23 protein-coding genes and 1 tRNA gene are annotated in these 26,259 nt (G+C 65.9%); 14 read left to right on the forward strand and 10 right to left on the reverse strand.

Annotation, left to right across the window (positions count from 1 at the left end):
• Positions 1–43: 43 nt before the first annotated feature.
• A complete protein-coding gene (locus tag C380_RS19640; RefSeq protein ID WP_015015593.1) occupies positions 44–823 on the reverse strand; it encodes an IclR family transcriptional regulator C-terminal domain-containing protein in 780 nt (259 codons plus the stop codon).
• Between the two features lie 257 nt (positions 824–1,080).
• On the opposite strand from C380_RS19640, the gene pobA reads away from it, so the two are divergent.
• On the forward strand, positions 1,081–2,265 hold the full coding sequence (gene pobA, locus C380_RS19645) for a 4-hydroxybenzoate 3-monooxygenase (RefSeq protein WP_015015594.1): 1,185 nt from the start codon (positions 1,081–1,083) through the stop codon (positions 2,263–2,265).
• 46 nt (positions 2,266–2,311) lie between these two features.
• On the opposite strand, the gene C380_RS19650 is transcribed toward pobA, so the two are convergent.
• From C380_RS19650 to C380_RS19670, 5 genes are all read right to left on the reverse strand, one after another.
• Entirely contained in the window at positions 2,312–2,791 is a 480-nt protein-coding gene (locus C380_RS19650) for a c-type cytochrome (RefSeq protein ID WP_015015595.1), read from the reverse strand.
• Between the two features lie 41 nt (positions 2,792–2,832).
• A complete protein-coding gene (purH, locus tag C380_RS19655) occupies positions 2,833–4,434 on the reverse strand; it encodes a bifunctional phosphoribosylaminoimidazolecarboxamide formyltransferase/IMP cyclohydrolase (protein WP_015015596.1) in 1,602 nt (533 codons plus the stop codon).
• A 260-nt stretch (positions 4,435–4,694) separates the two neighbouring features.
• A complete protein-coding gene (locus tag C380_RS19660; protein WP_015015597.1) occupies positions 4,695–4,928 on the reverse strand; it encodes a Fis family transcriptional regulator in 234 nt (77 codons plus the stop codon).
• The gene (gene dusB, locus C380_RS19665; RefSeq protein WP_043565661.1) at positions 4,925–5,971 is read right to left on the reverse strand and encodes a tRNA dihydrouridine synthase DusB; all 1,047 of its coding nucleotides are present in this window, start codon (positions 5,969–5,971) and stop codon (positions 4,925–4,927) included. Before dusB ends, C380_RS19660 begins: the two co-directional genes overlap by 4 nt.
• 194 nt (positions 5,972–6,165) lie before the next feature.
• Positions 6,166–6,750, reverse strand: a complete 585-nt coding sequence (locus tag C380_RS19670; protein ID WP_015015599.1) for a M15 family metallopeptidase — start codon at positions 6,748–6,750, stop codon at positions 6,166–6,168.
• Between the two features lie 150 nt (positions 6,751–6,900).
• Here C380_RS19670 and C380_RS19675 point away from each other — a divergent pair, with 150 nt between their 5' ends.
• Positions 6,901–7,383, forward strand: a complete 483-nt coding sequence (locus C380_RS19675; protein ID WP_043565663.1) for a YqaA family protein — start codon at positions 6,901–6,903, stop codon at positions 7,381–7,383.
• 110 nt (positions 7,384–7,493) lie between these two features.
• On the opposite strand, the gene C380_RS19680 is transcribed toward C380_RS19675, so the two are convergent.
• From C380_RS19680 to C380_RS19695, 4 genes are all read right to left on the reverse strand, one after another.
• Positions 7,494–8,735, reverse strand: coding sequence for a diguanylate cyclase (locus C380_RS19680; protein ID WP_015015601.1), 1,242 nt, complete (start codon positions 8,733–8,735; stop codon positions 7,494–7,496).
• Between the two features lie 156 nt (positions 8,736–8,891).
• Positions 8,892–9,770 carry an EamA family transporter RarD gene (rarD, locus tag C380_RS19685; protein WP_015015602.1) on the reverse strand — a complete coding sequence of 293 codons (879 nt, stop codon included), beginning with the start codon at positions 9,768–9,770 and terminating at the stop codon, positions 8,892–8,894.
• Positions 9,771–9,908: 138 nt separating this feature from the next.
• Complete coding sequence (gene ychF / locus C380_RS19690) at positions 9,909–11,003, reverse strand: redox-regulated ATPase YchF (protein WP_015015603.1); 1,095 nt, start codon at positions 11,001–11,003, stop codon at positions 9,909–9,911.
• 85 nt (positions 11,004–11,088) lie between these two features.
• On the reverse strand, positions 11,089–11,961 hold the full coding sequence (locus C380_RS19695; RefSeq protein WP_015015604.1) for an MOSC domain-containing protein: 873 nt from the start codon (positions 11,959–11,961) through the stop codon (positions 11,089–11,091).
• An 83-nt stretch (positions 11,962–12,044) separates the two neighbouring features.
• Here C380_RS19695 and C380_RS19700 point away from each other — a divergent pair, with 83 nt between their 5' ends.
• The 12 genes from C380_RS19700 (at position 12,045) to mdoH (ending at position 26,248) form a co-directional block, all read left to right on the forward strand.
• Positions 12,045–13,184 carry an FAD-dependent monooxygenase gene (locus tag C380_RS19700; protein ID WP_043565665.1) on the forward strand — a complete coding sequence of 380 codons (1,140 nt, stop codon included), beginning with the start codon at positions 12,045–12,047 and terminating at the stop codon, positions 13,182–13,184.
• A gap of 28 nt (positions 13,185–13,212) precedes the next feature.
• Positions 13,213–13,941: a DsbC family protein gene (locus tag C380_RS19705; protein ID WP_015015606.1), complete on the forward strand. Its 729-nt coding sequence runs from the start codon at positions 13,213–13,215 to the stop codon at positions 13,939–13,941.
• Positions 13,942–13,998: 57 nt separating this feature from the next.
• Positions 13,999–15,810: a M61 family metallopeptidase gene (locus tag C380_RS19710; protein WP_015015607.1), complete on the forward strand. Its 1,812-nt coding sequence runs from the start codon at positions 13,999–14,001 to the stop codon at positions 15,808–15,810.
• A gap of 73 nt (positions 15,811–15,883) precedes the next feature.
• On the forward strand, positions 15,884–16,663 hold the full coding sequence (locus C380_RS19715; RefSeq protein WP_015015608.1) for an enoyl-CoA hydratase: 780 nt from the start codon (positions 15,884–15,886) through the stop codon (positions 16,661–16,663).
• 25 nt (positions 16,664–16,688) lie between these two features.
• Positions 16,689–16,765, forward strand: a tRNA-Met gene (locus tag C380_RS19720).
• A 252-nt stretch (positions 16,766–17,017) separates the two neighbouring features.
• The gene (locus C380_RS19725) at positions 17,018–17,389 is read left to right on the forward strand and encodes a hypothetical protein (protein ID WP_015015609.1); all 372 of its coding nucleotides are present in this window, start codon (positions 17,018–17,020) and stop codon (positions 17,387–17,389) included.
• Positions 17,390–17,489: 100 nt separating this feature from the next.
• Positions 17,490–18,836, forward strand: a complete 1,347-nt coding sequence (gene miaB / locus C380_RS19730; RefSeq protein WP_015015610.1) for a tRNA (N6-isopentenyl adenosine(37)-C2)-methylthiotransferase MiaB — start codon at positions 17,490–17,492, stop codon at positions 18,834–18,836.
• A 46-nt stretch (positions 18,837–18,882) separates the two neighbouring features.
• Positions 18,883–20,346 carry an ATP-binding protein gene (locus C380_RS19735; RefSeq protein WP_015015611.1) on the forward strand — a complete coding sequence of 488 codons (1,464 nt, stop codon included), beginning with the start codon at positions 18,883–18,885 and terminating at the stop codon, positions 20,344–20,346.
• A complete protein-coding gene (locus tag C380_RS19740; protein WP_238544048.1) occupies positions 20,336–21,007 on the forward strand; it encodes a hypothetical protein in 672 nt (223 codons plus the stop codon). The genes C380_RS19735 and C380_RS19740 overlap by 11 nt, the downstream gene beginning before the upstream one ends.
• Positions 21,008–21,021: 14 nt before the next feature.
• On the forward strand, positions 21,022–22,434 hold the full coding sequence (locus tag C380_RS19745; protein WP_015015613.1) for a sigma 54-interacting transcriptional regulator: 1,413 nt from the start codon (positions 21,022–21,024) through the stop codon (positions 22,432–22,434).
• 239 nt (positions 22,435–22,673) lie between these two features.
• A complete protein-coding gene (locus C380_RS19750; RefSeq protein ID WP_015015614.1) occupies positions 22,674–24,188 on the forward strand; it encodes a glucan biosynthesis protein G in 1,515 nt (504 codons plus the stop codon).
• A complete protein-coding gene (mdoH, locus tag C380_RS19755) occupies positions 24,161–26,248 on the forward strand; it encodes a glucans biosynthesis glucosyltransferase MdoH (protein WP_015015615.1) in 2,088 nt (695 codons plus the stop codon). The genes C380_RS19750 and mdoH overlap by 28 nt, the downstream gene beginning before the upstream one ends.
• Positions 26,249–26,259 lie beyond the last annotated feature (11 nt).

Raw genomic sequence — 26,259 nt, forward strand, 5'->3', positions numbered from 1 at the left:
GAGGGCCATTTTTCATGGCGACGAGGCTTGCAGCAGAGGAGACTCACAGCAGTCCGCGCAACTCGCGGGCAGCGTCTTGCAGCAACGGCAGCATGTCGCGCTGCAGGCTGCCTTCGTCCATCTGCTTGGGCGATGCCACCACGTTGAGCGCCGCCACGGTGTGGCCCTGCAGGTTGCGCAGCGGCACGGCCAGCGCGTGCACGCCCAGCTCGTGCTCCTCCACCGCCAGGCAATAGTCGTCGCGCCGCACCTTGGCGATCACCTGCCGCAGCGGGCCCACCTGCGTGATCGTCAGCGGCGTGAGGCGGTGCAGGGGCCGGTTCTTGAGCCAGGCCGTCAGCTCCGCCGGGGGCAGCGCCGCCAGCAACACCCGCCCGGTGGACGTAGGGTGGGCCGGCAGCCGCGCGCCCAGGTGCAAGCCATAGGCCAGCACCCGCGCCGGCGCGCCATACACGCCGCTGCGCGCCACGATCACCACCTCATCCCCATCAAGCACCACCGCCGAAAACGACTGCTGGGTCTGCGCGGCAAGCCGGTTCAGCGTGGGCTGCAGCACGCGTGGCAGCCGTGCAGACGCCAGGTAGCTGCCCGAAAACCGCAGCACCTTGGGAGCCAGCCAGAAGTAGCTGCCATCCGTCTCCAGGTACCCGAGGTACGCCAGCGTCAGCAGGTGCCGCCGCGCCGCCGCGCGCGTAAGGCCCGTGCGTTGCGCTGCCAGGGTGGAGTTCAGGCGCTGGCGCTCGGTGTCAAAACTCTCCAGCACGGCCATGCCCTTGGCCATGCCTTCAATGAAATCTGCCTTGGCGATGGGGGTGGAAGCCATGGGCGGTGGTGTGTGAAGTGCAGGTGGATGGACCCGGGGCGCAAGGGCTGGCGGAGCCCCGCAGCAGCTCGGTGCGATGACGGCCAGAGTTGCCAACTCCAGCCCCCCCGGAGACTGCGCGATCATCGCACAAAGCATCGACTGATCGCACGAAATCGGCGTTGTCGGATATCGCGTTGATCTGGATCAACCTACGCTCAAGGCCATTGGTTTTCGGTATCTCCCCAGCTTCCACATCCCTTTCCCAGAGGTTTCCCATGCGCACCCAGGTTGCCATCATTGGTGCCGGCCCCGCCGGCCTGCTGCTCGGTCAGTTGCTCCACAAGTCTGGCGTTGACGCCGTCATCATCGAGCAGCGCAGCCCCGACTACGTGCTCGGCCGCATCCGTGCCGGGGTGCTGGAGAAGGTCTGCATGGACCTGCTGGACCAGGCAGGCGTGAGCGCCCGCGCCCATGCCGAGGGCCTGCCCCACGATGGCATCGAGCTGCTGTTCAAGGGCCAGCGCCACCGCATCGACCTGCACGAACTGACCGGCGGCAGCCGCGTGACCGTGTACGGCCAGACCGAAGTGACCCGCGACCTGATGGACGCCCGCGCCGCGGCGGGCCTGACCACCGTGTACGACGCGCAGAATGTGCAAGTGCACGACTTTGATGGTCAAAACCCGCGCGTGACCTACCAGAAGGACGGCCAGACCCACGAGCTGGCCTGTGACTTCATCGCGGGCTGCGATGGCTACCACGGCGTGTGCCGCGCCAGCGCACCGGCCAACCTGCTCAAGACCTACGAGCGCGTGTACCCCTTTGGATGGCTGGGCGTGCTGGCCGATGTACCGCCCGTGTCGCACGAACTCATCTACGCCAACACCGAGCGCGGCTTTGCGCTGTGCAGCATGCGCAGCGCCACGCGCAGCCGCTACTACGTGCAGGTGCCCACGACTGACAAGGTCGAGAACTGGACCATCGACCAGTTCTGGACCGAGCTGGGCAACCGCCTGGACCCCGAGGCCCGCGCCAACCTGGTGACCGGTCCGGCGCTGGAGATGAGCATCGCCCCGCTGCGCAGCTTTGTGGCCGAGCCCATGCGCTTTGGCCGCATGTTCCTGGCCGGCGACGCGGCCCACATCGTGCCCCCCACCGGCGCCAAGGGCCTGAACCTGGCCGCCAGCGACGTGGGTTACCTGTGGACCGCGCTGTCCGAGTTCTACAAAGAGAAATCGTCCGTGGGCATCGACACCTACTCCGACCGCTGCCTGCGCCGCGTGTGGCGTGCCGAGCGCTTTTCGTGGTGGTTCACCTCGCTGATGCACCGCTTTCCAGAAACGGGCGAGTTCGGCCAGAAGATCCAGGAGGCCGAGCTGGACTACTTGGTGCACTCGCGTGCTGCTTCGGTATCGCTGGCGGAAAACTATGTGGGCCTGCCGATGAACTTTGGGGCCTGAGCTCCGACAGAAATCTCGCTCCCTGGAGCCCAGGTCGCCGTCGCCGTCAGCGTGGCGCCGATGCGGCCTCTGAGGCCGACGCGCCGGGTGCCGCAGCAGCCGGCACCGGCAGCGACACCAGCCACTGCGCCATCTCACGCGCCTGGGCTTCCGTGACTTGCGGGTGGCGGGGCATCACGGTGCGCCCCCACGCGCCCACACTGCCGTTGCGGATCTTGCCGGCCAGGTAATCGATCGCGTCGGCGCGGTCACGGTACCGCGCTGCAATCTGCTGAAACGACGGACCGACGTAGTGGCGCTCCATGCCATGGCAGCGCAGGCAATCGGATGCTTCCACCAGGCGAAATCCGGCCGATGCGGAGGGCGGTGAAGCAGCGCTGCCTTGCCCGCCAGCACCCGACACGGGCTGCAACATGCGCCAGCCCAGGTTGAGCATGCCCAACACCACCAGCGCCATGAACCCAATCAGGGCCCACCCCAGCCAGCGGGGCCGGGGTGGCGGGGTCTCATCGTCGCGGTGCATCATGCACGCGCACCGCTGCAGGCCCCGTCGCCATTCCCGTCATCTCAGTGGCGGAAGTGGCGCACGCCGCTAAAGACCATGGCCACGCCGCGCTCGTTGGCAGCGTCGATCACTTCGTTGTCGCGCATCGAGCCACCGGGCTGGATCACGCAGGTCGCCCCCGCATCCACCACCACGTCCAGGCCGTCGCGGAAGGGGAAGAACGCATCGCTCGCCACAACCGTGCCTTGCAAGGTCAGGCCTGCGTGGCCCGCCTTGATGCTGGCGATGCGGGCGGAATCGAGGCGGCTCATCTGGCCTGCGCCCACGCCCATGGTCATACCGCCCTTGCAGAAGACGATGGCGTTGCTCTTGACGTACTTGGCGACCTTCCAGGCGAACAGCAGGTCTTCCATTTCTTCCAGCGTGGGCTGCTTCTTCGTAACGACCTTGAGGTCGATGAGCGACAGCTCGTGGTTGTCGGCCGTCTGCAGCAGCAGGCCCGAGCCGATGCGCTTGGCGTCCATGGCATTGCGGCCACGTTCCCAGTCGGTCTTGCCACCGTGGGCAGGCAGCGCGATCTTGAGCAGGCGCACGTTGGCCTTGGCCTTGAAGATTTCCAGCGCATCGGCGGTGAAGTCGGGGGCCATCAGCACTTCGACAAACTGCTTGCTGACCTGCGCTGCGGCGGCGCCGTCCACCACGCGGTTGAACGCGATGATGCCGCCGAAAGCGCTGGTGGGGTCGGTCTGGAAGGCCTTGCTGTAAGCGCTCAGCGCATCCAGGCCCTCGGCCACGCCGCAGGGGTTGGCGTGCTTGACGATCACGCAGGCGGCGGCTTCAAAGCTCTTCACGCATTCCCACGCGGCATCAGCGTCGGCGATGTTGTTGTAGCTCAGCTCCTTGCCCTGCAGCTGCACGCCGGTGACCAGCGAGCCGGGCGCAGGGTGCAGGTCGCGGTACAGCGCGGCCTGCTGGTGGCTGTTTTCGCCATAGCGCAGGTCCTGCACCTTGGTGAAGATGCCGTTGCTCTGGCCGGGGAACTGGGTGCGCGTGGGCACATAGGTTTCCGACAGTTTTTCTGCTTCGAACGTGACGGACGAGAGGTAGTCGCTGATCGCGCCGTCGTACTGCGCAATGCGATTGAACGCGGCCACCGACAGCGCAAAGCGCAGCTTGTCGCTCAACTTGCCACCGGCCTTCAGTTCGGCCAGCACGGCGTCGTACTGGTCGGCCGACGTGATCACGCCCACGTCCTTCCAGTTCTTGGCGGCGCTGCGCACCATGGCGGGGCCGCCGATGTCGATGTTCTCGATGGCGTCGGCCAGTGTGCAGCCAGCCTTGGCCACGGTGGCTTCAAAGGGATACAGGTTGACCACCAGCAGGTCGATGGTGTCGATGCCGTGTTCCTTCAGCGCAGCCATGTGTTCTGGCAGCTCGCGGCGGGCCAGCAGGCCGCCGTGCACCTTGGGGTGCAGCGTCTTCACACGGCCGTCGAGCATTTCGGGGAATTGCGTGACCTCAGCCACTTCGGTCACGGGCAGGCCCTTGTCGGCCAGCAGCTTGGCGGTGCCGCCGGTGGACAGCAGCTTGATGCCCAGCGCGTGCAGCGCTTGCGCGAATTCGACGATGCCGGTCTTGTCAGAGACGGAGAGGAGTGCGTTCATGGTGGTGGTGCGGAGGTTTTGAATAAAAACGGGCTGTAGCGCTAGTGCATCATGCGCTGGCAGCTATTAATTTAGTAGTTGTATGTCTTATAGAGCAGTCAGAGGCTGAGAGTTTTTTGGCCGAGCCCGAAAGGCGCGCGAAAACGCTTCGGATCTAGGCGCAAAGCACAGCCATAGCTCGGGCTATGGCGAGCATTTGCAACGACGAGCCGGAGTGTTTTGGCGTGCATGGCGGGTTCGTACAAGAGACTCTCAGTCTCTTAGAGCAGCTTGTGCTCGACCAGCTTCTTGCGCAGGGTGTTGCGGTTCAGGCCCAGCCATTCGGCGGCGCGCGACTGGTTGTTGTCGGCCTGCTGCATCACGACTTCCAGCAGCGGCCTTTCGACCACACGCACCAGCATGTCGTACATGCCATCGGGCGTCTCGCCGCCCAGGTCGCGAAAGTAGCCCTGCAGGCTCTCGCGCACGCATTCTTCTATGTGTTTCTTGCTCATGCAGCCAATCCCTCTTGTTCTTCTGTGTCGGCATCCACGTCGGTGGCGGCAGGCAGCCGGTCCATCTGCTGGCCCAGGGTGTCCAGGTAGTCAGCCACGGCCTGCCACTGCGTGGTGCAGTCTTCGATCGTATTGATGTGTGCCCGCAGGGCCTCGCCGCCAGGCAGCGCGCGCAGGTACCAGGCAATGTGCTTGCGCGCACTGCGCACCCCGGTCAGCTCGCCGTACAGGCTGTAGTGGTCTTGCAGGTGGTCCAGCAGCAGGCGGCGCACCTCGGCCACCAGCGGTGGTGCCAAGTGTTCGCCCGTGGCCAGAAAGTGGCCGATCTCGCGGAAGATCCACGGCCGGCCCTGGGCGGCGCGGCCGATCATGATCGCGTCGGCGCCGGTGGCGGCCAGCACATCGCGCGCCTTTTCGGGCGAGGTGATGTCGCCGTTGGCCACCACGGGCACCTTCACCGCCGCCTTGACGGCTGCGATGGTGTCGTACTCGGCTTGACCTTTGTAGCCCTGCTCGCGTGTGCGGCCGTGCACCGTGAGCATCTGGATGCCCACGGCCTCGAACTGGCGTGCGAGGTGCACAGCGTTCTTGTGCTCCTGGCACCAGCCGGTGCGCATCTTCAGGGTGACGGGCACATTGAAAGGCGCGCAGGCCTCGACCACCGCAGCGGCAATCTCCACCGCCAGGGCTTCGTTCTGCATCAGCGCAGAACCCGCCCATTTGTTGCAGACCTTCTTGGCCGGGCAGCCCATGTTGATGTCGATGATCTGCGCGCCGCGTTCCACGTTGTAGACCGCCGCCTCGGCCATCATCGGCGCATCGGTGCCGGCAATCTGCACGGCAATGGGCCCCGGCTCCCCTTCATGGTTGGCCCGGCGCGAGGTTTTGAGGCTGTTCCACAAGTCCTTGCGCGAGGTCACCATCTCACTCACCGCATAGCCCGCCCCCAGCGCCTTGCACAGCTGGCGGAACGGCCGGTCGGTGACGCCCGCCATCGGGGCGACGAACAACCGGTTCGCCAAAGGAATGTGGCCGATTTGCATGGGCGGGGTAGGAAGCGGGGAGGCAGCAAACGATGCTGAAAAAGGAGGCGGGATTGTACCTGCTCAAAATTTCAGCAACTGAAATGGGGTGCACGCGCTTTCTATCTGCCGCCAGGGCTTCATTGATGGACCGCTATGGCCCTGCGGCCCTACTCTCCCCCTGAGGTCAGGTGCCCCGGGGAAAGCGCTTCACTTCAACGTGCGGCGAGATCAGTGTCTGCAGCCTGCGCCGGCGGCAGACCCCGCTGCGCGAAATGCCACCAGGCATCCGGCAGGTTGTCGAACTGGTGGCGCGCCATGAGCGCACGCAGCCACTGGCGGTTGTGCAACACATCGGGGGAAAAGCCCGTGGCTCCCGCTGCGGCCTCGGACCGCGCAGCGCCCGCCGGGGTGCCCATGTCCACCGCTTGCCCGTCGGCCAGCGGCCCGCGCACCACCTTATGGGCCTTGGTGCCATCCACCACCTGCACCTGCACCACCCAGCCCCCGCTGGCGGCGTTGCAGGTGGCCTGCAATGCCATCCCTTGGGACTGCAGCTCACGGCCAATACGCTCCAGCGCGGGCCTTGCGGTGGGCTCCTTGTCGCAGGGCGAGGTGGCCGTCTGCTCCCACGGCATGACCCCGCTTTGCAGTCCCGGCGCGGGCACCGCGGCCTGGGGGCTGTGCGCACACGCCGACAGCAGCAGGGCCACGGCGACGGACGACCAGCGGGTCGCTGGCGGCATGGCAGCGGTGGGATTCAAGCGGCGGGAAGTGGGCGTGGTGGGCAATGCCAGCATGGGCGACCTCCTGGGTGTGTCATTCAGGGCCAATGTGTTTTCACGATACAAAAGCCCTTCCAGCCCGGCCATGCGCCGATGGCGCGCGCCGCTGTAGGACAGCGCCCCAGGGGCGAACGAAGCCCCGGCAGCCCCCTACACTCAGCCGCTATGGAAATCTGGATGCACCAGCTGCTCGAATGGCTGGCCCTGCCGCAGTTCGGACTGAGCACGGTCTTTGTGGTGTCGTTTGTCTCGGCCACGCTGCTGCCACTGGGCTCCGAGCCGGCCGTGTTTGGCCTGATCAAGCTCAACCCGGACCTCTTCTGGCCTGCCATCCTGGTCGCCACCGTGGGCAACACCCTGGGCGGTGGCGTGAGCTGGTGGATGGGCCTGGGGGCGCACAAGGCCGTGGACAAGGCGCGAGGCAATGCGACCGAGGTGCAGGCGTTGAACTGGCTCAAGCGCTTTGGCGCGCGCGCCTGCCTGCTGAGCTGGCTGCCGGTGGTGGGCGACCCGCTGTGCGCGGTGGCCGGCTGGCTCAAGCTGCCGTTCTGGCAATGCCTGGCCTACATGGCTGTGGGCAAGTTTCTGCGCTATCTGGCGATGACCAGCGTGCTGCTGTATTTCATGCCTGGTCATCTGGCGATTTAGGTTGCCGGCCAGAGCCCTGCTGCAATGGGCTTTGGCAATGAACTCATGGTGGGTCGATGCCTCCGATGCGCAGGGCGCCCGGGGGCTTGTGCGCCCATGCGGGCGAGTCCCTACAAGAACGCGTGGCTGCTGGGAATCGACAAGTCCGACATCTGCGAGTCGCCCTTGGCAATCGGCTCCTCGACCACCACCTGGTTGCGCCCGCCCTCCTTGGCCATGTACATGGCGGTGTCTGACCGCGAGAAGAACTCCAGCACCGACTCGCCCAGCACATACTGCGTCACGCCGATGGAGACCGTCACGCGGCCCTTGAGCAGGTCCGTCCAGGCGTGCGACTCCACCTGGGCCCGGATGCGCTCGCAGGTGTTGAGCGAGGGCAGCAGCGAGGTGGCCGGGAAGATCAGCAAGAACTCTTCCCCCCCATACCGCCCAAACACATCACCGCCACGCACGCCCTGCTGCGCAATGCGGGCAAAGGTGCGCAACACCTCGTCGCCTCCGAGGTGGCCCAGCTCGTCGTTGATGCGTTTGAAGTGGTCAATGTCCAGCACAGCCAGGCACAGCGGAATCCCGCTTTCATCGGCCAGCTGCTTTTGTTCTTCGAGCGCCGCCAGGATGTAGCGGCGGTTGAAGCAGCCCAGCAAGGTGTCGCGCTGCGCGTCTTCCTGGATGTTCTTGATCTTGCGGCTGGCCTGGTACAGGCTGCGGTACAGCCGCTGCACGCGGCCCATGAGGACGATGAACGCCGGCACCGATACGGCCAGTGCCAGCAGGTGCATCAGCTCCAGCCGCAACAGGGCGTCGTTGCCCTGCTCTGCATAGTGCGCAGCAATCACCGCCGCATAGGCGCACAACACAGCGGCCGTCAGCACCAGCAGCGTGCGCCGGGGCACGGTGAAGATGGCGTAGGCCACTGCCACGAACATGAACGGCGCCAGCAGGATCTGCGTGACCGGCTCCAGATAAAACACCACCAGCATGCCGCCGATGGCCGTGGTCACGATGCCCAGCTTGAGATGCCGCAGCCTGAGCTTGCGCTGCAAGCCCGACCGGAACACGGCACCGAAAACGGCAAAGCCCGCAGCCGTGAGGCCAGCCAGTACCCATAACACCTGAGCCCCCACCACGCCCAGGGCGTAAAACCCCGCCAGGGCCAGCGCGTACAGGCCAATCAGCCCTGCCACGGCCCACCACTTGGACGAAGCGCTGCGTTCGCCCCGGGGGCCAAAGCCGTCCAGTGCGCGCCGTCCAGGTCGGACGGCCACCGACGAAGAATCGTCGAACTCCAGCACGGCATCGGTCAACGGGAAGGCATCCGTCGCCGAAAACAGGTTTTTGCGTCCCAAAAGCATGTGGTGGCGGGCTCAGGCCTGAAAGAGAAAGGAAAGGTGGCGCAGCAACACACATGCGGCACCCGTCAGACAAATCGCAGGATCTTACGCGTGGCTGACAAAATCGATCTGCGCGTTTGCAGTAGCTCAGGCGACAACCGCCCACCCGCAGGCGTGCTATGCGAGCACCGCCCGCTGGCGCGCCCACCAGCCCTCCACGCTGTACACCACCAAAGCCGCCCAGATCAGCACAAAGCCCACCAGACGCGCAGGCTGAAAGGCCTCGTTGTACACCCAGACGCCCAACGCAAACTGCAGGCTGGGAGAGATGTATTGCAGGATGCCCAGGGTGGACATGGGAATGCGCCGGGCACCGGCGGCAAACAGCAACAAAGGAATGGCGGTCATGGGCCCAGCCAACAACAGCCACCCCACCGTGGACAGGTCGCCTTGCACCAGAGCGCCCTGCCCTTGCCAGCTCCACGAGGCCAGCACCACGGCCGCCACCGGCGCCAGCATCAAGGTTTCCAGCGTGAGCCCCTCCAGCGCGCCCAACACCGCGACCTTGCGCAACAGGCCATAGAACCCGAAAGTCAGGGCCAGCACCAGCGCGATCCAGGGCAGGCGCCCTGCCTGCACTGCCAGCCACAGCACACCAGCCGCAGCTACCGCCACGGCCAGCCATTGCCCAGGCCGGGGGCGCTCGCGCAGGAACACGAAGCCCAGCGCCACATTCACCAGCGGCAAGATGAAATACCCCAGGCTCGCATCGACCACGTGGTGGTTCTGTACGGCCCATACGTAGGTCAGCCAGTTGCCCGACAGCAGCACTGCCGACAGCGCAAAGGCCCCCAGCACACGCGGCTGGCGCACCACCGACGCCATCCACGCCCACTGCCTGCGCAACGCCAGCAGCCCCAGCACCACCACCAGCGACCACAGCGTGCGGTGCATCACCACCTCCAGCGAGGGCACATCGGCCACCTGCTTGAAGTACAGCGGGAACAATCCCCAGGCGACATAGGCCAGGGCGGCGTAGAGGATTCCGGTATTCATGCGCAAATAACCCAGAACGGGTGAATGGGTGGACAGCCGCGGGATCGAACGCGGCATCGCCAGAAAAAATCCCTGCCAGCCCAAGGGCAGACAGGGATGGCGGGGAGCACGGCAGACCCACACGGGTCTGGGGGGTGGTCAGACGTTGAACAGGAAGTTCAGCACATCACCATCCTTGACCACGTACTCCTTGCCTTCGGCGCGCATCTTGCCGGCATCCTTGGCGCCCTGCTCGCCCTTGTAGGCGATGAAGTCCTCAAAGGCGATGGTCTGCGCGCGGATGAAGCCGCGCTCGAAGTCGCCGTGGATCACGCCGGCCGCCTGGGGTGCGGTATCGCCGATGTGGATGGTCCATGCGCGCACTTCCTTCACGCCTGCCGTGAAGTAGGTCTGCAGGCCCAGCAGCTTGAAAGCGCCACGGATCAGGCGCGCCAGGCCCGGCTCGGTCTGGCCCATTTCGGCCAGGAACATGTCGCGGTCTTCGTCGCTCATCTCGGCCATCTCGGCTTCCATCTTGGCGCAGATGGCCACCACAGGGGCGTTCTGGCTGGCCGCGTAGTCCTTGAGGCGGTCCAGGAACGGGTTGTTCTCAAAACCGTCTTCGCTCACGTTGCCCACGAACATTGCGGGCTTGGCCGTGATCAGGCACAGGGACTTGAGCAGGGGCTGCTCTTCCTTGGTGATCTCGACCGAGCGGGCGGGCTTGCCTTCGTTGAGGGCAGCCTGGATGCGCGTGAGCAGCGCCACCAGCTTGGCGGCATCCTTGTCGTTGCCCGACTTGGCGGCCTTGGTGTAGCGGTTCAGGGCTTTCTCGACCGTGCCCAGGTCGGCCAGGCACAGCTCGGTCTGGATCACTTCGATGTCCGAGATCGGGTCCACACGGCCTGCCACGTGGATCACGTTGTCGTCTTCAAAGCAGCGCACCACGTTGACGATGGCGTCGGTTTCGCGGATGTGGGCCAGAAACTGGTTGCCCAGGCCTTCCCCCTGGCTGGCGCCCGCCACCAGGCCGGCAATGTCCACAAACTCGACGATGGCGGGGACGATGCGCTCTGGGTGGATGATCTCGGCCAGTTGCTGGAGGCGGGGGTCTGGCACTTCCACCACGCCCACATTGGGCTCGATGGTGCAGAAGGGATAGTTTTCGGCGGCAATACCAGCCTTGGTCAGCGCGTTGAAAAGGGTGGACTTGCCGACGTTGGGCAGGCCCACGATGCCGCATTGGAGGCTCATGGCAGGGCTTTCTGGTGTTCTGGAGACAAACCGCCGATTTTACGGGCCCGCCCAGCACCCGCTGCCGAGGGCCTGCATCAGGCACTCATTCAAACCGCAAATCGGCGGCCATGCGTTGCCCCACGCGCAGCCACTGCCCCGCGCCGCTGCGCACGATGGCGTTCATGCCAAAGGTGATGGCGCCGTCCAGCCGCTTGTCCTGCCGGTAGGTGCGCAGGGTGTCACCCACCGACGGATGGCTCTCGGCCGTGGCCGGGTCGATGTCGGGAATGGGGCATCGCGCGCAGGGCTTTACCGGCTGCAGGTGGACGTCGGTGGTGCCATCGCCCTCCACGTGAATCATGTCCACACGGTCTTCGTCGTGGGCATCCACTCCGGCCAAGACCACATTGGGCCGGAACCGCTCCATGCCGACGGAGGGATGCCCCTCGGCGGCAAGCCGCACATTAAGGTCCTGCAAGGAGGCCTCACTGGTCACCAGCAGCGGAAACCCGTCGGCAAACTGGTTGGGGACCTCCACGCCCCCCGTCCACTCCAGGCTGGACAGGCGCCGATGCTCTGGGTCAAACCGCACCAGGCGGCAAGGCTGCCCCAGAAAATCGCTGAACCACTGCGCCGCCGCAGGGCCCATGTCCCACGCAGGGACCGTGTCGCGCCAGACGGTCACCGTGGCCGGCGCTTCCACCGCGTCGATCGCCACATGCAATGCCAGCATGCCCGGAGCCCGCAGCACCATTTCGTCGCTCTTGAGCTGGGGCCGGATCAGCGCCAGGCGGGGCAAGCTGCGCTGGGTGAGGAACATGCCCTGCGCATCCACCACCATCCAGGCGCGGTCCAGATCCAACCCGGTCTCGGTGAGCAGCGCCTGCTGCACCTCGATGCCCGCACAGGATTTGACGGGGTACACAAACAGCCGCGCAATGGTGCCGGACAGATCAGACTCGGAAGGGAAACTCACGCCGGGTGCTCCTGAAGAAGGGGGCCAGAAAGGCCAGACCGCAATTCTGCCCTCTCATCGCAGGGGGTAAGACCCCTCCTACAATGCCTCTCATGGCCCCAACCTTTGATATCTGTATTCGTGGCACCGGCATCGTGGGCCGAACTTTGGCCTTGTTGCTGGCACGGGAACGACTGAAGGTGGCCCTGGTGCCCGCCCCGGGCCCACACAGCGCGGCGACCGCCGACGTAAGGGCCTATGCCTTGAATGCAGCGTCCCGCAGCCTGCTCGAATCGCTGCGCAGCTGGCCCGATGCTGAACACGCCACCGCCGTCAAGCACATGCAGGTACAGGGTGATCAGGACGGCTGCGTGCATTTCGATGCCGCCCCCCAGGGGGTGGAAGCACTCGCCTGGATCGTGGATGTGCCGGCCCTGGAAGAGCGCCTGGCCCAGGCTGTGCGGTTTCAGCCCCTGGTGGAGGTGGTGGACAGCCCGGTGGCCGCGCCCCTGACCGTGGTGTGCGAAGGCCGCGCCAGCACCACCCGGGCCGAGTTTGGCGTGCGCTTTGACGTGACGCCCTATGCCCAGCACGCGATTGCCACGCGGGTGCGCTGCGAACATCCGCATGGACAGGTGGCACGCCAGTGGCTTTCGCCGCAAGGCATTCTGGCTTTTTTGCCGCTGGAGGGCGTCCAGGGGAACTCTGTGGCCGTGGTGTGGTCCGTCCCTGAGGACCGGGTGTCCGGGCTGATGGCATTGTCTGCCGACGCTTTTGCGCAAGAGTTGCAGACGGCGAGCCAGCAAACACTGGGCAACGTTCAACTCATTGCAGAGCGTGCCACGTGGCCGCTGCAACTGGCCAAGGCAGACCGCTGGTGCGGCGCGACCTCTACCGGAAATGCTGCACGAAGCTGGGTGCTCACGGGCGATGCCGCCCACAACGTGCACCCGCTGGCAGGGCAAGGGCTGAATCTGGGGCTGGCTGATGTGACAGCCCTGGCCGAGGTGCTGCGCACCCGCGACTACTGGCGCAGCGTGGCTGACTTGCGACTGCTGCGCCGCTATGAGCGGCAACAAAAAGCTGCCCTGGCAGCGATGGGCTTGGCCACCGATGGATTGCAGCAACTGTTTGCGCGCCAGGAAGCCCCCTGGCAAGCCCTGCGCAATTGGGGCATGAAGGGCTTTGAACGCAGCGGCATGCTGAAAGATTTTGTGGCCCGCCAAGCCATGGGAATGCGCTGAACGCGCGAGTTTGATAGACAGGAATACGATGAAACTGACCACTGCTTTGCTGACCGCCGCGGCAGCCACCCTGAGCCTGAGCGCCACGGCGCAAGAGGACGCCATCCGCAAGGCATTGGCCCAGCGTATTCCTCAGATGGACAAGATCGACGAAGTGCGCCCAACTCCCATGAAAGGTCTGTACGAAGTGCGCATCGGCACCGACCTGTTCTACACCGACGCGAAGGGCGACTATGTGATCCAGGGCGAACTCATCGACTCCAAGGCGCGCCGCAACCTGACCGAAGACCGCATCAACAAGCTGACAGCGGTCAACTTCTCCGCCCTGCCCCTGAAAGATGCCGTGACCATTGTGCGCGGCGACGGCAAGCGCAAGGTGGCCGTGTTCGAGGACCCCAACTGTGGGTACTGCAAACGCTTTGAGCGCGACCTGCAGCAAATCAACAACGTGACGGTGTACCTCTTCCTGTACCCCATCCTGAGCCCGGATTCGGCCGAAAAGTCGCGCAACATCTGGTGTTCCAAGGACCAGGCCACGGCATGGCAAGACCAGATGGTGCGTGACAAGCCCGCACCGGCCGCCAGCTGCGACACGAGTGCTCTGCAGCGCAACCTGGCCTTTGGCAAGAAGTACAAAATCACCGGCACCCCCACCCTGATTTTTGCCAACGGCACACGCGTGCCCGGCGCCATCGGTGCCCAGGAGGTGGAAAAGCGCCTGGCCGAAGCCGCCAGCGACACCCCCTCCGCCAATTGACCCGCCGCTGAAAGCCCCCGACCGACGACCCCGCGCGGCCCTTGCGCGGCACATGCCATGCCCCTCTCCCGCCCAGCCTCTGCTGCAGACATTCACTACCGCGTCGAACCCACAGACCTGCACGCGCATCTGTTCACCGTGACGCTGACGGTGCAGCGGCCAGCGGCATCGCAAGAACTGTCTCTGCCGGTCTGGATCCCGGGCAGCTACCTGGTGCGGGAGTTCTCCAAGAATCTGCAAGCGCTGGCGGCTCGGCAAGGCCAACGCGCTTTGCAAACGGCCCAACTGGACAAGCACCGCTGGCAAGTGCAATGCGCAGAGGGAAAGCCCTTGGTGCTGACCTATCAGGTGTGCGCCTACGACAGCTCCGTACGCACTGCCTGGCTGGACGCCTCACGAGGCTTTTTCAACGGCACCAGTCTGTGCCTGCGCGTACATGGCCAGGAGACGCAGCCCCACACCCTGGAGCTGGCACGCACGGCTGCCACGGCGACCTGGGCTGCCGCCACTGGCCTACGGCCCCTGGATGCCGACAAACAAGGCTTTGGCCTGTATCTGGCGGCCGACTACGACGAGCTGGTGGATTGCCCGGTGGAGCTGGGCAACTTCTGGGTGGGGCGCTTCAAGGCCTGCGGCATTGCCCACCAGTTTGTGGTGGCGGGTGCGGCTCCGTCGTTCGACGGCAAGCGCTTGCTGGCCGACACGCAGAAAATTTGCGAAACCGCCATCCGCTTCTGGCACCGCGAGGGCAAGGCGCCTTTCAAAAGCTACGTCTTCATGCTCAACGCCGTGGGAGACGGCTATGGCGGGCTGGAACACCGCAACTCGACAGCGCTGATTTGCGGACGGCGTGATCTGCCGCGTCAGGGCGAGGCGCGGGCCAGTGAGGGCTACACCACGCTGCTGGGCCTCATCAGCCACGAATACTTTCACACCTGGAACGTCAAGCGCTTGCGGCCCGCCGAGTTCGCCGGCTACGACTATGCGCAGGAGAACTACACCGAGTTGCTGTGGTTCTTCGAGGGCTTCACCAGCTACTACGACGACCTGCTGCTGCGCCGCGCCGGGCTGCTGGACGACGCCACCTATCTCAAGCTCATCACCAAAACGATCAACCAGGTGCTGCAAACACCCGGCCGGTCGGTACAAACTGTGGCCCAGGCCAGTTTTGACGCCTGGGTGAAGTACTACCGGCAGGACGAGAACACACCCAACACTACCGTCAGCTACTACACCAAGGGCTCGCTGGTGGCCCTGTGCCTGGACCTGGCTCTGCGGCGTGAGGGCAAAGCCACGCTGGACGATGTGATGCAGGCTCTGTGGAAGCGCTGCGCGGGCGGGCCGATGACCGAAGCAGATCTGCGCGCCGTGCTCCACGACCTGGCCGGGCGGCCATTCGACAAGGAGCTGGCGCACTGGGTGCATAGCACTGCCGATCTGCCCCTGGAAGAGCTGCTGGCCGCCCACGGCGTGGCGCTCAAGGCCGACCGGCCGCAGCTGGCCCAGCGCCTGGGCCTGCGCGTAGCCGAGAACCACAGCGTGCAGATCAAGACCGTGCTGCGTGGCGGAGCCGCAGAGAAGGCAGGAATGTCTGCCGGCGATGAGTGGCTGGGCATAGAAGTGCAGGGCCAGGGCTGGCGCATTAGCAAGCTCGACGACGTCACTTTCTACGCGGGGACCCTCACCACCCTGCAGGCCCTGGTGGCACGCGACGGGCGGCTCCTGCGCCTGCCCTTGGAAATGCCGCCGGTCCAGTCGACTGGAGTCCCTGCCAAGGGCCGACGCAACGCTGCAGCTCCATCCATGGCGCCAGACACCATCAGCCTGACGGTGACAGACGCCGTCGCGCTGGGACGCTGGCTGACCTGACGACAGCAAAGCCCCACTGCCTTGGGTATATTGCTGCAGCTTTCATAACCAACCATAACCCCCAGGAGATTTCATGGCTTACGAAACCATCGAGGTGCGCGTTGAAGCGGACAAGGTCGGCATCATCACCCTCAACAGGCCCAAGCAACTCAATGCGCTGAACGACCAACTCATGAATGAACTGGGCGCTGCCCTCAAGGCCTTCGATGCGGACGAAAAGATCGGCTGCATGATCGTCACCGGCAGCGAAAAGGCTTTTGCGGCGGGCGCGGACATTGGTGCCATGGCCAAGTACAGCTTTGCTGACACCTACAAGGGCGACTACATCACCCGCAACTGGGAGACCATCCGCTCCATTCGCAAACCCGTCATTGCAGCCGTCAGCGGCTTTGCACTGGGCGGCGGCTGCGAGCTGGCCATGATGTGCGACTTCATCATCGCTGCGGACAATGCCAAGTTCGGCCAGCCCGAGATCAAGCTGGGCGTGATCCCTGGTGCCGGTGGCACACAGCGCCTGCCCCGCGCCGTGGGCAAGTCCAAGGCCATGGACATGGCACTGACAGGCCGCATGATGGACGCGACCGAAGCTGAGCGCGCTGGGCTGGTCAGCCGCGTAGTGGCTTACGACAAGCTCATGGACGAAGCGCGGGGCGCTGCCATCATCATTGCCGGCTTCTCGCAGATTGCCGTCATGGCGGCCAAGGAATCGGTCAACCGTGCCTTCGAGGGCACGCTTGCCGACGGCGTGATGTTCGAGCGCCGCCTGTTCCACGCGCTGTTTGCCACCCAGGACCAGAAGGAAGGCATGGACGCGTTCATGAACAAACGCACGGCAAACTTCACACACCAATAATTTTTGTTCTATAATCTTGGTCTGCGGTCGTATAGCTCAGTTGGTTAGAGCGCAGCATTCATAATGCTGATGTCGGTGGTTCAAGTCCACCTACGACCACCAAATACAAAAACCCACAGTGAGGCAACCCACTGTGGGTTTTTTCTTTCAGGCAAGCCCAAGAACCCGCTCCAGTGACCATTGATGCACGGGCCGCTTGACTTGTCCGAGGGATGTGCCACGCTGGCAACCCCCTTCTAAAATTGTGCCTTCAGCCCCTGGATGTAAACCATGAACCGCTGCACCACACGCTCTTCCGGCCCAGCCCCCTCCCGCCGGGCACCTCGATTTTTCCAAGCTGCATTGCTGGCAGTGATGGCCAGCACAGCCCTCTGCGCCGTGGCACCCGCCTCGGCCCAGACCCTGCCCGGCCTGGGCCTCTCACGCCCGTTCCCTGAAGCCGCGCTGCGTGGCACGTTGAGCATCAACACCGCGTCCGAAGCCACACTCAATGGCAAGACCATCCGCATGGCCCCGGGCATGCGGCTGTTCAGCCCCCAGAACACCCTGGTCATGGCGCACACCGTGATGGGCCAGACCTTCAAGGTCAACTATGTGCTGGAGAACAGCACCGGCATGCTGCACGCTGCCTGGATCCTGACCGAAAGCGAGGCTGCGCAGCCCCGCAAGGGCAGTGACGCCGTCATCACCAACATCACGACCAGCTCGGGCGCCGCGCTGAAGTAACCCCTCCGCCGCGCTACTGCCAGGCCGCTGCGCCGCTGCCCCTTCACAGTCTCCGCGCCACGCAGGGCGCGGTGTTTGCTTGCCTTTTTGCGAAATTGCCATGGCCAAAAAAGTCTTCATCAAAACCTTCGGCTGCCAGATGAACGAGTACGACTCGGACAAGATGGCCGACGTGCTCAACGCCGCGCAGGGCTATGAGCCCACCCAGAACGTGGACGAGGCCGACCTCATCCTCTTCAACACCTGCTCCGTGCGCGAGAAAGCGCAAGAGAAGGTCTTCAGCGACCTGGGTCGCATCAAGCACCTGAAGGCGCGCGGCGTGAAGATTGGCGTGGGAGGCTGCGTGGCCAGCCAGGAAGGCGCCGAGATCATCAAGCGCGCCCCGTATGTGGACGTGGTGTTTGGCCCGCAAACCCTGCACCGCCTGCCCGAGATGCTCAACCAGCGCGAGCAGCTCGATAAGCCACAGGTGGACATCAGCTTCCCCGAGATTGAAAAGTTCGACCACCTGCCGCCCGCGCGCGTCGAAGGTGCCTCGGCCTTTGTGTCAATCATGGAAGGCTGCAGCAAATACTGCAGCTACTGCGTGGTGCCCTACACCCGTGGCGAAGAAGTGAGCCGCCCGTTTGACGATGTGCTGGTCGAAGTGGCGGGCCTGGCCGACCAGGGCGTGAAGGAAATCACCCTGCTGGGCCAGAACGTGAACGCCTACCTGGGCAAGATGGGTGGCACGGCCGAGATTGCCGACTTTGCGCTGCTGCTCGAATACGTGTCGGACATCCCCGGCATCGAACGCATTCGCTACACCACCAGTCACCCCAACGAATTCACGCCCCGGCTAATCGAGGCCTATGCCAAGCTGCCCAAGCTGGCCAGCCACCTGCACCTGCCCGTGCAGCACGGCAGCGACCGCATTTTGATGGCCATGAAGCGCGGCTACACCGCCATGGAATACAAGAGCACGGTGCGCAAGCTGCGCGCCATCCGCCCCGATCTGGCCATGAGCAGCGACTTCATCGTGGGCTTCCCCGGCGAGACGGAAGACGACTTCAACAAGATGATGAAGCTGATCGACGACATCCACTTTGACAACAGCTTCAGTTTCATCTTCAGCCCCCGCCCTGGCACGCCTGCTGCGGGTCTGCACGACGACACGCCGCACGACGTGAAGCTGCGCCGCCTGCAGCACCTGCAGGGCGTGATCAACGCCAACATCAAGTCCATCAGTGAAAGCCGCGTGGGCACGGTGCAGCGCATTCTGGTGGAGGGCGCCTCCAAGCGCGATGCGGGCGAGCTGATGGGCCGCACCGAATGCAACCGGGTGGTCAACTTTGCCGGGCAGCCCCGCCTGGTGGGGCAGATGGTGGATGTGACCATCACCGAAGCCAAGGCTTACACCCTGCGGGGCGAGGTGCTGACGCACGAAACCGCCGCACTGGCCGGCTGACGCGCGGGTACCGACACCCCGCACGCCCCGCGCCCTTTTGGCTGCAATGCCCACCCCCAGCACACCGCCCACGGCACCGCCACCCGCCGAAGGCCTGTTGCATGGCCTCTCCTTCCAGCAACTGTTGCTGCTGGCGTTCGTGCTGATTGCCGGCTTGCTGGGGGTCAGCTCGCTGCGGGCTTTGCACACGCTGGAGCAGCTTATGGTGCTCAGCCGCCACGGCACAGCCGAGGCCACTGCGCTGACTGCAGCCGCACAGGGCCTGAACCAGCGCGGCCAGGCCCTGGAGCGCGCGGCGCGGCAGTCCCTGGTGCTGCGGGATGCGCCCCTGCGCCGCAGCTTCGACGACATGGCGGTCGAGGCCCTCACGGTGCTCGACCATTTGCAGGCCGCAGGCCTGCCCGCTGCGCAGACCGGGGCGTGGCGCACCCACCTCGATGCCGTCAAAGCCCTGCTGGACGCACCGCCGGACCGCGCACTGGACAACGAACGCCTGGTTGCCGAAGAGTTTGTGGCCCTGGAGACCTTGCACGGCACCATGGTGCAGACGGTGCAGGACCTCAACACCCAACGCAACAACGCGCTGCAGGACGAGGTGGAGCAAAGCCGCCGCAGCGTGACGCACCAGGTGGTGGGCGCGATTGTGCTGGCGCTGGTGCTGGCGTTGTCGCTGGGCATCTGGCTCGCGCGGCCGTTCAAGCGACTGGAGGGTGCGATCCGTCAGCTGGGCGAAAACCAGCTGGACGAGCCGGTGCTGATCTCCGGCCCGGACGACGTTCGCCGGCTGGGCCAGCAACTGGAGTGGCTGCGGCTGCGGCTGCTGGAGCTGGACGCCGACAAGGCGCGTTTCCTGCGCCATGTGTCCCACGAACTCAAGACGCCGCTGGCCGCGCTGCGCGAAGGCGTGGCATTGCTGCAGGATGGCGTGACAGGCGAACTCACTGCAGGCCAGCGCGAGGTCGCGCAAATCCTGCACCACAACACGCTGCAGCTGCAAGGTGAGATCGAGGCCCTGCTGCGCTTCAATGCCGCCGCTTTTGAGGCTCGCCAGCTGCAGCGCCGCGACACCGACCTGCTGGCGCTGCTGGAGGCCCAGGTCGAGGCCCAGCGGCTGCAGTGGCAGGCCAAGGGCCTGACCGTGCGGGTAGAGGGGCCGCCCGTGCGCATGCCCGTTGACGCCGACAAGATCACCTCCGCCGTCAGCAATCTGCTGTCCAACGCCATCCGCTTTTCACCGCCCCAGGGCACGGTGCGGCTGGTGCTCTCGCAACCTCCCGGTCATGTGCGTCTGGACGTCTTTGACCAAGGCCCCGGCGTGGACCGGGTGGATCGTGACCGCGTGTTTGAACCCTTTTACCGGGGTGTTCGCCAACCAGACGATGCCGTGCGCGGCACTGGCATCGGTCTGTCCATCGTGCAGGAATATGTGCAGGCCCATGGCGGCAGCGTGCGCCTGGTGGACGAAGGCGCACACTCCTTCTTTCGCATCGAACTTCCCCATGCCGCCTAGCAGTCCTCCCCTTCCCTCCCACGCGCTGCGATGGCCGGTGCTTGCCCTGGGCACCGTGCTGGCAGGCTGCGCCACCACCGCGCACCCACCTGCCCCCTCCAAGCCACCTCCGGTGGCCATGATCATTGCCGTGCCTGTAGCTCCGGCGATCGAAGTCGGCGCCACCGAAGCACGCGGTACGGAGACCGATAGCAACGCCCCCATTGCCCTGCTACTGGCCCAGACAGACCGTGTGCTCAAGCTGCCCCCGGCCGAACTCGCCAGGGAAATTGCCCGACTGAGCGAAGCGGAGGACGCCACGGCCGACACGCCGTTGCTATTGGCCACGGCCCTGGCACAAACGCGCCAGGCCGTGGACACCGCCCGTGCGCTGGGCCTGGTGCAGCGCGTGCTGGGCAACACCGGCGCCGCAGCGCAACCCTTGCACCCGCTGGCCCGGCTGCTGGAGGCACGGCTGCTGCAACAACGCCGGCTGGAGGATCAGCTCGACCGCCAGGCCCAGCAGCTGCGCGACAGCCAACGCCGCAATGACCAGCTCAGCGAACGCCTGGAGGCCGTGCGCGCCATCGAGCGCAGCCTGAGCACGCGCCCAGCACCGCCACCCTCCGCCCCCGCCGCGCCTGCAGCGAGTAATGGCGCGGCGCCACGGCCCGCCCACTGACCGACCTACCCGCCATGCCCTCTTCCGCCCCCACCCGCGCCGCCCCACCCGCCCGCATCCTGGTGGTGGACGACGACGCCGACATGCTGCGGCTGCTGTCGCTGCGCCTGAAAGCCGCCGGGCACGACGTGGTGGCCGTGGGCTCGGCCGAAGCGGCACTGGCGCAGCTGGACATTGCCCGCCCGCAGCTCGTGCTGAGCGATGTGCGCCTGCCGGGGCGCGACGGCCTGGCCCTGTTTGACGAAGTGCGCGCCCGCCACCCCTCACTGCCCGTGATCCTGCTGACCGCACATGGCACCATTCCCGATGCGGTGGAGGCCACGTCGCGCGGGGTGTTCACCTACCTGACCAAGCCCTACGACGGCAAGGAGCTGCTGGAAAAGATCGCGCAGGCGCTGGCGCTCAGCGCCCCTGCCGTGGCGCAGCCGCATGCCAACGAGGACTGGCGGGCCGAGATCGTGAGCCGGTCGCACCGCATGACGGACCTGTTGTCCGAGGCGTACATGGTCGCCCAGTCGGACGCCAGCGTGCTGCTGCGCGGCGACAGCGGCTCGGGCAAGGAGCTGCTGGCACGCGCCATCCACCGGGCGAGCCCGCGCGCGGCCCGCCCGTTTGTGGCCGTCAACTGCGGCGCCATCCCCGAGGCGCTGCTGGAGTCCGAGCTGTTCGGCCACGTCAAAGGCGCCTTCACCGATGCGGTGAGCAACCACAAGGGGCTTTTCCAGGCTGCGGACGGCGGCACCCTGCTGCTGGACGAGATTGGCGACATGCCCCCTGCCCTGCAGGTCAAGCTGCTGCGGGTGCTGCAGGAGCGCGCCGTGCGCCCCGTGGGTGCCAGCCAGGCCACGCCCATCGACGTGCGCATCATCTCGGCCACGCACCGGGACCTGGAAGCCGCCATGGCCAGCGCGCAGTTCCGCGAGGACCTGTATTACCGGCTGAATGTGGTGTCGCTGGTGCTGCCCACCCTGGCCGAGCGGCGCGAAGACATCGCGCTGCTGGCCAATCACTTTCTGGACCGCCTGTCCCGCAAATACGACAAGCGCCTGTCTGGCTTTGCGCCCGAGGCGCTCAAGGCACTGACCACCGCCGCCTGGCCAGGCAACGTGCGCCAGCTCTACAACGTGGTCGAGCAGGTGTGCGCCCTGTCCACCACCCCCCTGGTGCCCCTGACGCTGGTGCAGCGCGCGCTGCGCACCCCGTCCACCCAGGTGCTGAGCTTTGCCGAGGCCCGCCAGCGTTTCGAGCGCGAGTACCTGGTGGGACTGCTCAAGATGACCGATGGCAATGTGGCCGATGCTGCGCGGCTGGCGCAACGCAACCGCACCGAGTTCTACCGCCTGCTGCAAAAGCACGCGCTGACGCCTGGACAGTTCAAGCAGGATGCAGGCGATGCGGACGATGTCGTGGATGAGCGACACGAGTAAGTCATTGATTTACTGGGTGTTTTGATCCAAGCACCCACCCCTTGTCGCCATCCGGCGACAAAAAGCGGGGGCCGAGTGGCGCTTACAGGCCATTGCACAACTGCTTACACGCAGAGCCCTCTCCAAACCATTGATTTCAAAGCGTTTTTTGCAGCTGGCACAGGGTTTGCCCTATGCCTGCCATGCACGCAGTTTTTCCCTCCTTTTTTCGCCAGATCGGCAGGCGCGCAGGGCCCGCAATGGCCCTGGCCACCGCCCTGCTGGCCGGCGGCGCGCACGCACAGGGCTTTGACTTCGAGAGCGTGACCCGCCTCGCCCGCGAACGCGCCAGCCAACCCTACCGGCCCGTGAGCGACAAGCTCCCGGCCGACCTCGCACAGCTCAACTACGACCAGGTGCGCGACATCCGCTGGCGCCCCGATCGCGCCCTGTGGCGAGCCGACAAGCTGCCCTACGAGGCCATGTTCTTCCATCTGGGGCTGTACCAGAAAGAGCCGGTGCTGATCAACGAGGTGACGCCCCAGGGCGTGCGCCACATCCCCTACAGCCGCGCGGACTTTGACTACGGCAAGAACCAGCTGCGGCCCGAGGCCTGGGGCGACCTGGGCTTTGCAGGCTTTCGACTGCACAACCACCTGAACTCCAGCGCCTACAAGGACGAGCTGGTGGTCTTCCAGGGGGCGAGCTACTTCCGCGCGCTGGGCCAAGGCCAGCAGTACGGCCTGTCGGCACGCGGGCTGGCCATCGACACCGTGGGCGGCCGGGGCGAGGAATTTCCCCGCTTCACCGAGTTCTGGCTGGTGCGGCCCGACCCGCTGTCCACCCAGGTCACGGTGTACGCACTGCTCGACTCGCCACGCGCAACGGGCGCCTACCGCTTTGACATCCAGCCCGGCGCGCAGACCACCACCACGGTGCGCAGCCGCATTTTTTTGCGCGCCGCCTCGGGCACCCCACCCATCGCCACGCTGGGCGTTGCGCCGCTGACCAGCATGTTCTTCTTCGGCGAGAACCAGCCACGCAAGGAAGACTTCCGCCCCGAAGTGCATGACTCCGACGGACTCATGGTGGCCACGGGCGAAGGCGAGTGGCTGTGGCGCCCGCTGCAGAACCCCCGGCAAACACTGGTCACCTCGTTCGCCACCAAAAACCCCAAGGGCTTTGGCCTGATGCAGCGCGACCGCCAGTGGGCGAGCTACGAGGACGTGGAAGCCCGCTACGAGCGCCGCCCCAGCGCCTGGGTCCGTCCCCTGCACGACTGGGGCGCGGGCCGTGTGGAGCTGGTGCAGCTGAATACGCCCGACGAGACGCACGACAACATCGTGGCGTACTGGGTGCCCGCCCAGATGCCAGCCCCCGGCCAGCCGCTGGAATTTGCCTATGAGCTCAGCTGGCAGGGCGATGAACAGCAGCGCCCGCCCAGCGCCTGGGCCACCCAGTCGCGCCGTGGCATGGGCTACACCAAGCTGTCGGCCCAGGCTCTGCGCCAGCAGGTGCAGTACGTGGTCGATTTCGAGGGCCCGGCTCTCAAGGCCCTGCCTGCGGAGGCCTCCCTCAAGGCCATTGTGACCAGCGATGCCAACGCCAAGGTGCTGGAAAACATTGCCTACCGCAACCCCGCCACCGGCGGGTGGCGCATGACCGTTCGCATCCAGCGCCTGCAGGCCGACCGGCCCATCGAGCTGCGCGCTTTTCTCCAACACGACAACCACGCTGTGAGTGAAACATGGACGCACATCAGTCTTCCCGAGTAAGCCCTCATGACCCCCACGGCACCCACGCATCCACCGGCCCTGCCGTGGTCGCGCGGCGCGGTGTGGCCTACCCCCGGCCAACCCCCAGCCGACGCAGCACCCTGCGCGAGGAGCGCCACCCCAATGCGGTGACGGCACCGCCCCTGCACCGCGGCTCCATGGTGCCCCTGCCCTGGCGCGGCTTCTGGAACAGCGTGGGCATTGCCGTGCTGCTGCGCCTCACGGGCCGTACATCCCCACAACCCGCACCGACCACGGCGGCACAAGCCCCCGCTGAATCCACCGCCGCGTGGCAAGGCGCAGCGCAGCGCCGCCGCTGGACGTTTGCGCTGCTCACTGTGCTGACGACGGCCCTGGCCAGCACCCTGTTTGCCAGCGTGCAGCCCGACTACGAAAACGCGTGGCTGGGCTACGGCCAGATCGCGCTGTTTGCCCTCCTGTCCGCCTGGGTGGTGACCGGCTTTTTGACCGGGCTGATGGGCTTTTGGGTGATGCTGCGCGGCGACCGGCATGCGCTGTCGGCAAGTAGCGTAGCTGGGCACACCCTGGCGCCCGACGCCCGCACCGCCATCATCATGCCGATCTGCAACGAAGACGTGGCCACCGTGTTTGCCGGGCTGCGGGCCACCTGCGAGTCGGTGGCCGTCACCGGCCATGGCACCACGTTCGACGTGTTTGTGCTCTCCGACAGCAACGACCCCGCCATTGCCCGCGCCGAGCGCGCTGCCTGGGAAGAGCTGCGCAACGCCCTGGCGCAGCACAGCCAGCAGCCCCAGGTGCAGGTGTACTACCGCCTGCGCACGCGCCGCACGCACCGCAAAGCAGGCAACGTGGCCGACTTCTGCCGCCGCTGGGGCAAGGACTACCGCTACATGGTGGTGCTGGACGCCGACAGCGTGATGAGCGGCGACTGCATCGTTTCCATGGCCAAGCTGATGGAAGCCCACCCCACGGCCGGCATCATCCAGACCGCCACGCAGGCCATCGGCCATGTCACGCTGCACGCCCGCGCGCAGCAGTTCGCGTCGCGCGTCACGGGCCGCCTGTTCACGCTGGGCATGCAGTACTGGCAGCTGGGCGAATCTCACTACTGGGGCCACAACGCCATCATCCGCGTGGCGCCCTTCATGCAGCACTGCGCGCTGGCGCCCATCCAGGGCACGGGTGGTCTGTCTGGCGGCATCATGTCGCACGACTTTGTGGAGGCCGCACTGATGCGCCGCGCGGGCTACCACGTGTGGCTGGTGGCCGACCTGATCGGCAGCTACGAGCAGCAGCCGCCCGACCTGCTGGCCGAACTGCAGCGCGACCGGCGCTGGTGTCAGGGCAACCTGCAGAACGCGCGCCTGATGGCCGAGCCCGGCATCCACCCCGTGCACCGCTCCATGTTCATCACCGGCGCCATGGCCTATCTGTCGGCGCCGCTGTGGCTGGCCTTCCTCACGCTGGGCACGGCCCTGTGGCTGTCGGGCGCCAAGCTGGTGGCGGACTGGCACATCCTGCCCGCCGAGCTGCTGGCGCTGTGGGCCTGGACCCTGTGCCTGCTGTTCCTGCCCCGCATCCTGGGCGTGACTGCGGTGTTCATGCGCCGCGAGCAAAAGCAGTACGGCGGCGCTTTCAGCCTGCTCAAGAGCGCCGTGCTGGAGAGCGTCATGGCCATCCTGCAGGCGCCCGTGCGCATGCTGGCGCATTCGCTGTTCGTGCTGATCGCATTGACCGGCCTGAAGCTGGAGTGGAAGTCGCCCCCGCGCGAAGCCCATGCCGTGCCCTGGCGCCACGCCGTGCGCCAGCTGGCCCCCATGAGCGCCGTGATCGCCATGCTGGCAGCGGGCGTGGCGCTGATCGACAGCAGCGCATTGTTGTGGCTGATGCCCGTGGGCTTGCCGCTGGCACTGGCGATTCCGCTGGCGGTGTGGACCAGCCAGATCGCGCTGGGCCGGGCGCTGCGTGCCCAGCGACTGCTGCTGATTCCTGAGGAGTCGTGGTCGCCCCCGGTGCTGCGCCGCGCCTGGCTGCATGCGGGGCGCATGGGGCGGCCCATGGCCTTGCAAACCGCCTGAGGTGCCAGACC

Source organism: Acidovorax sp. KKS102 (assembly GCF_000302535.1).
GTDB lineage: Bacteria > Pseudomonadota > Gammaproteobacteria > Burkholderiales > Burkholderiaceae_C > Acidovorax.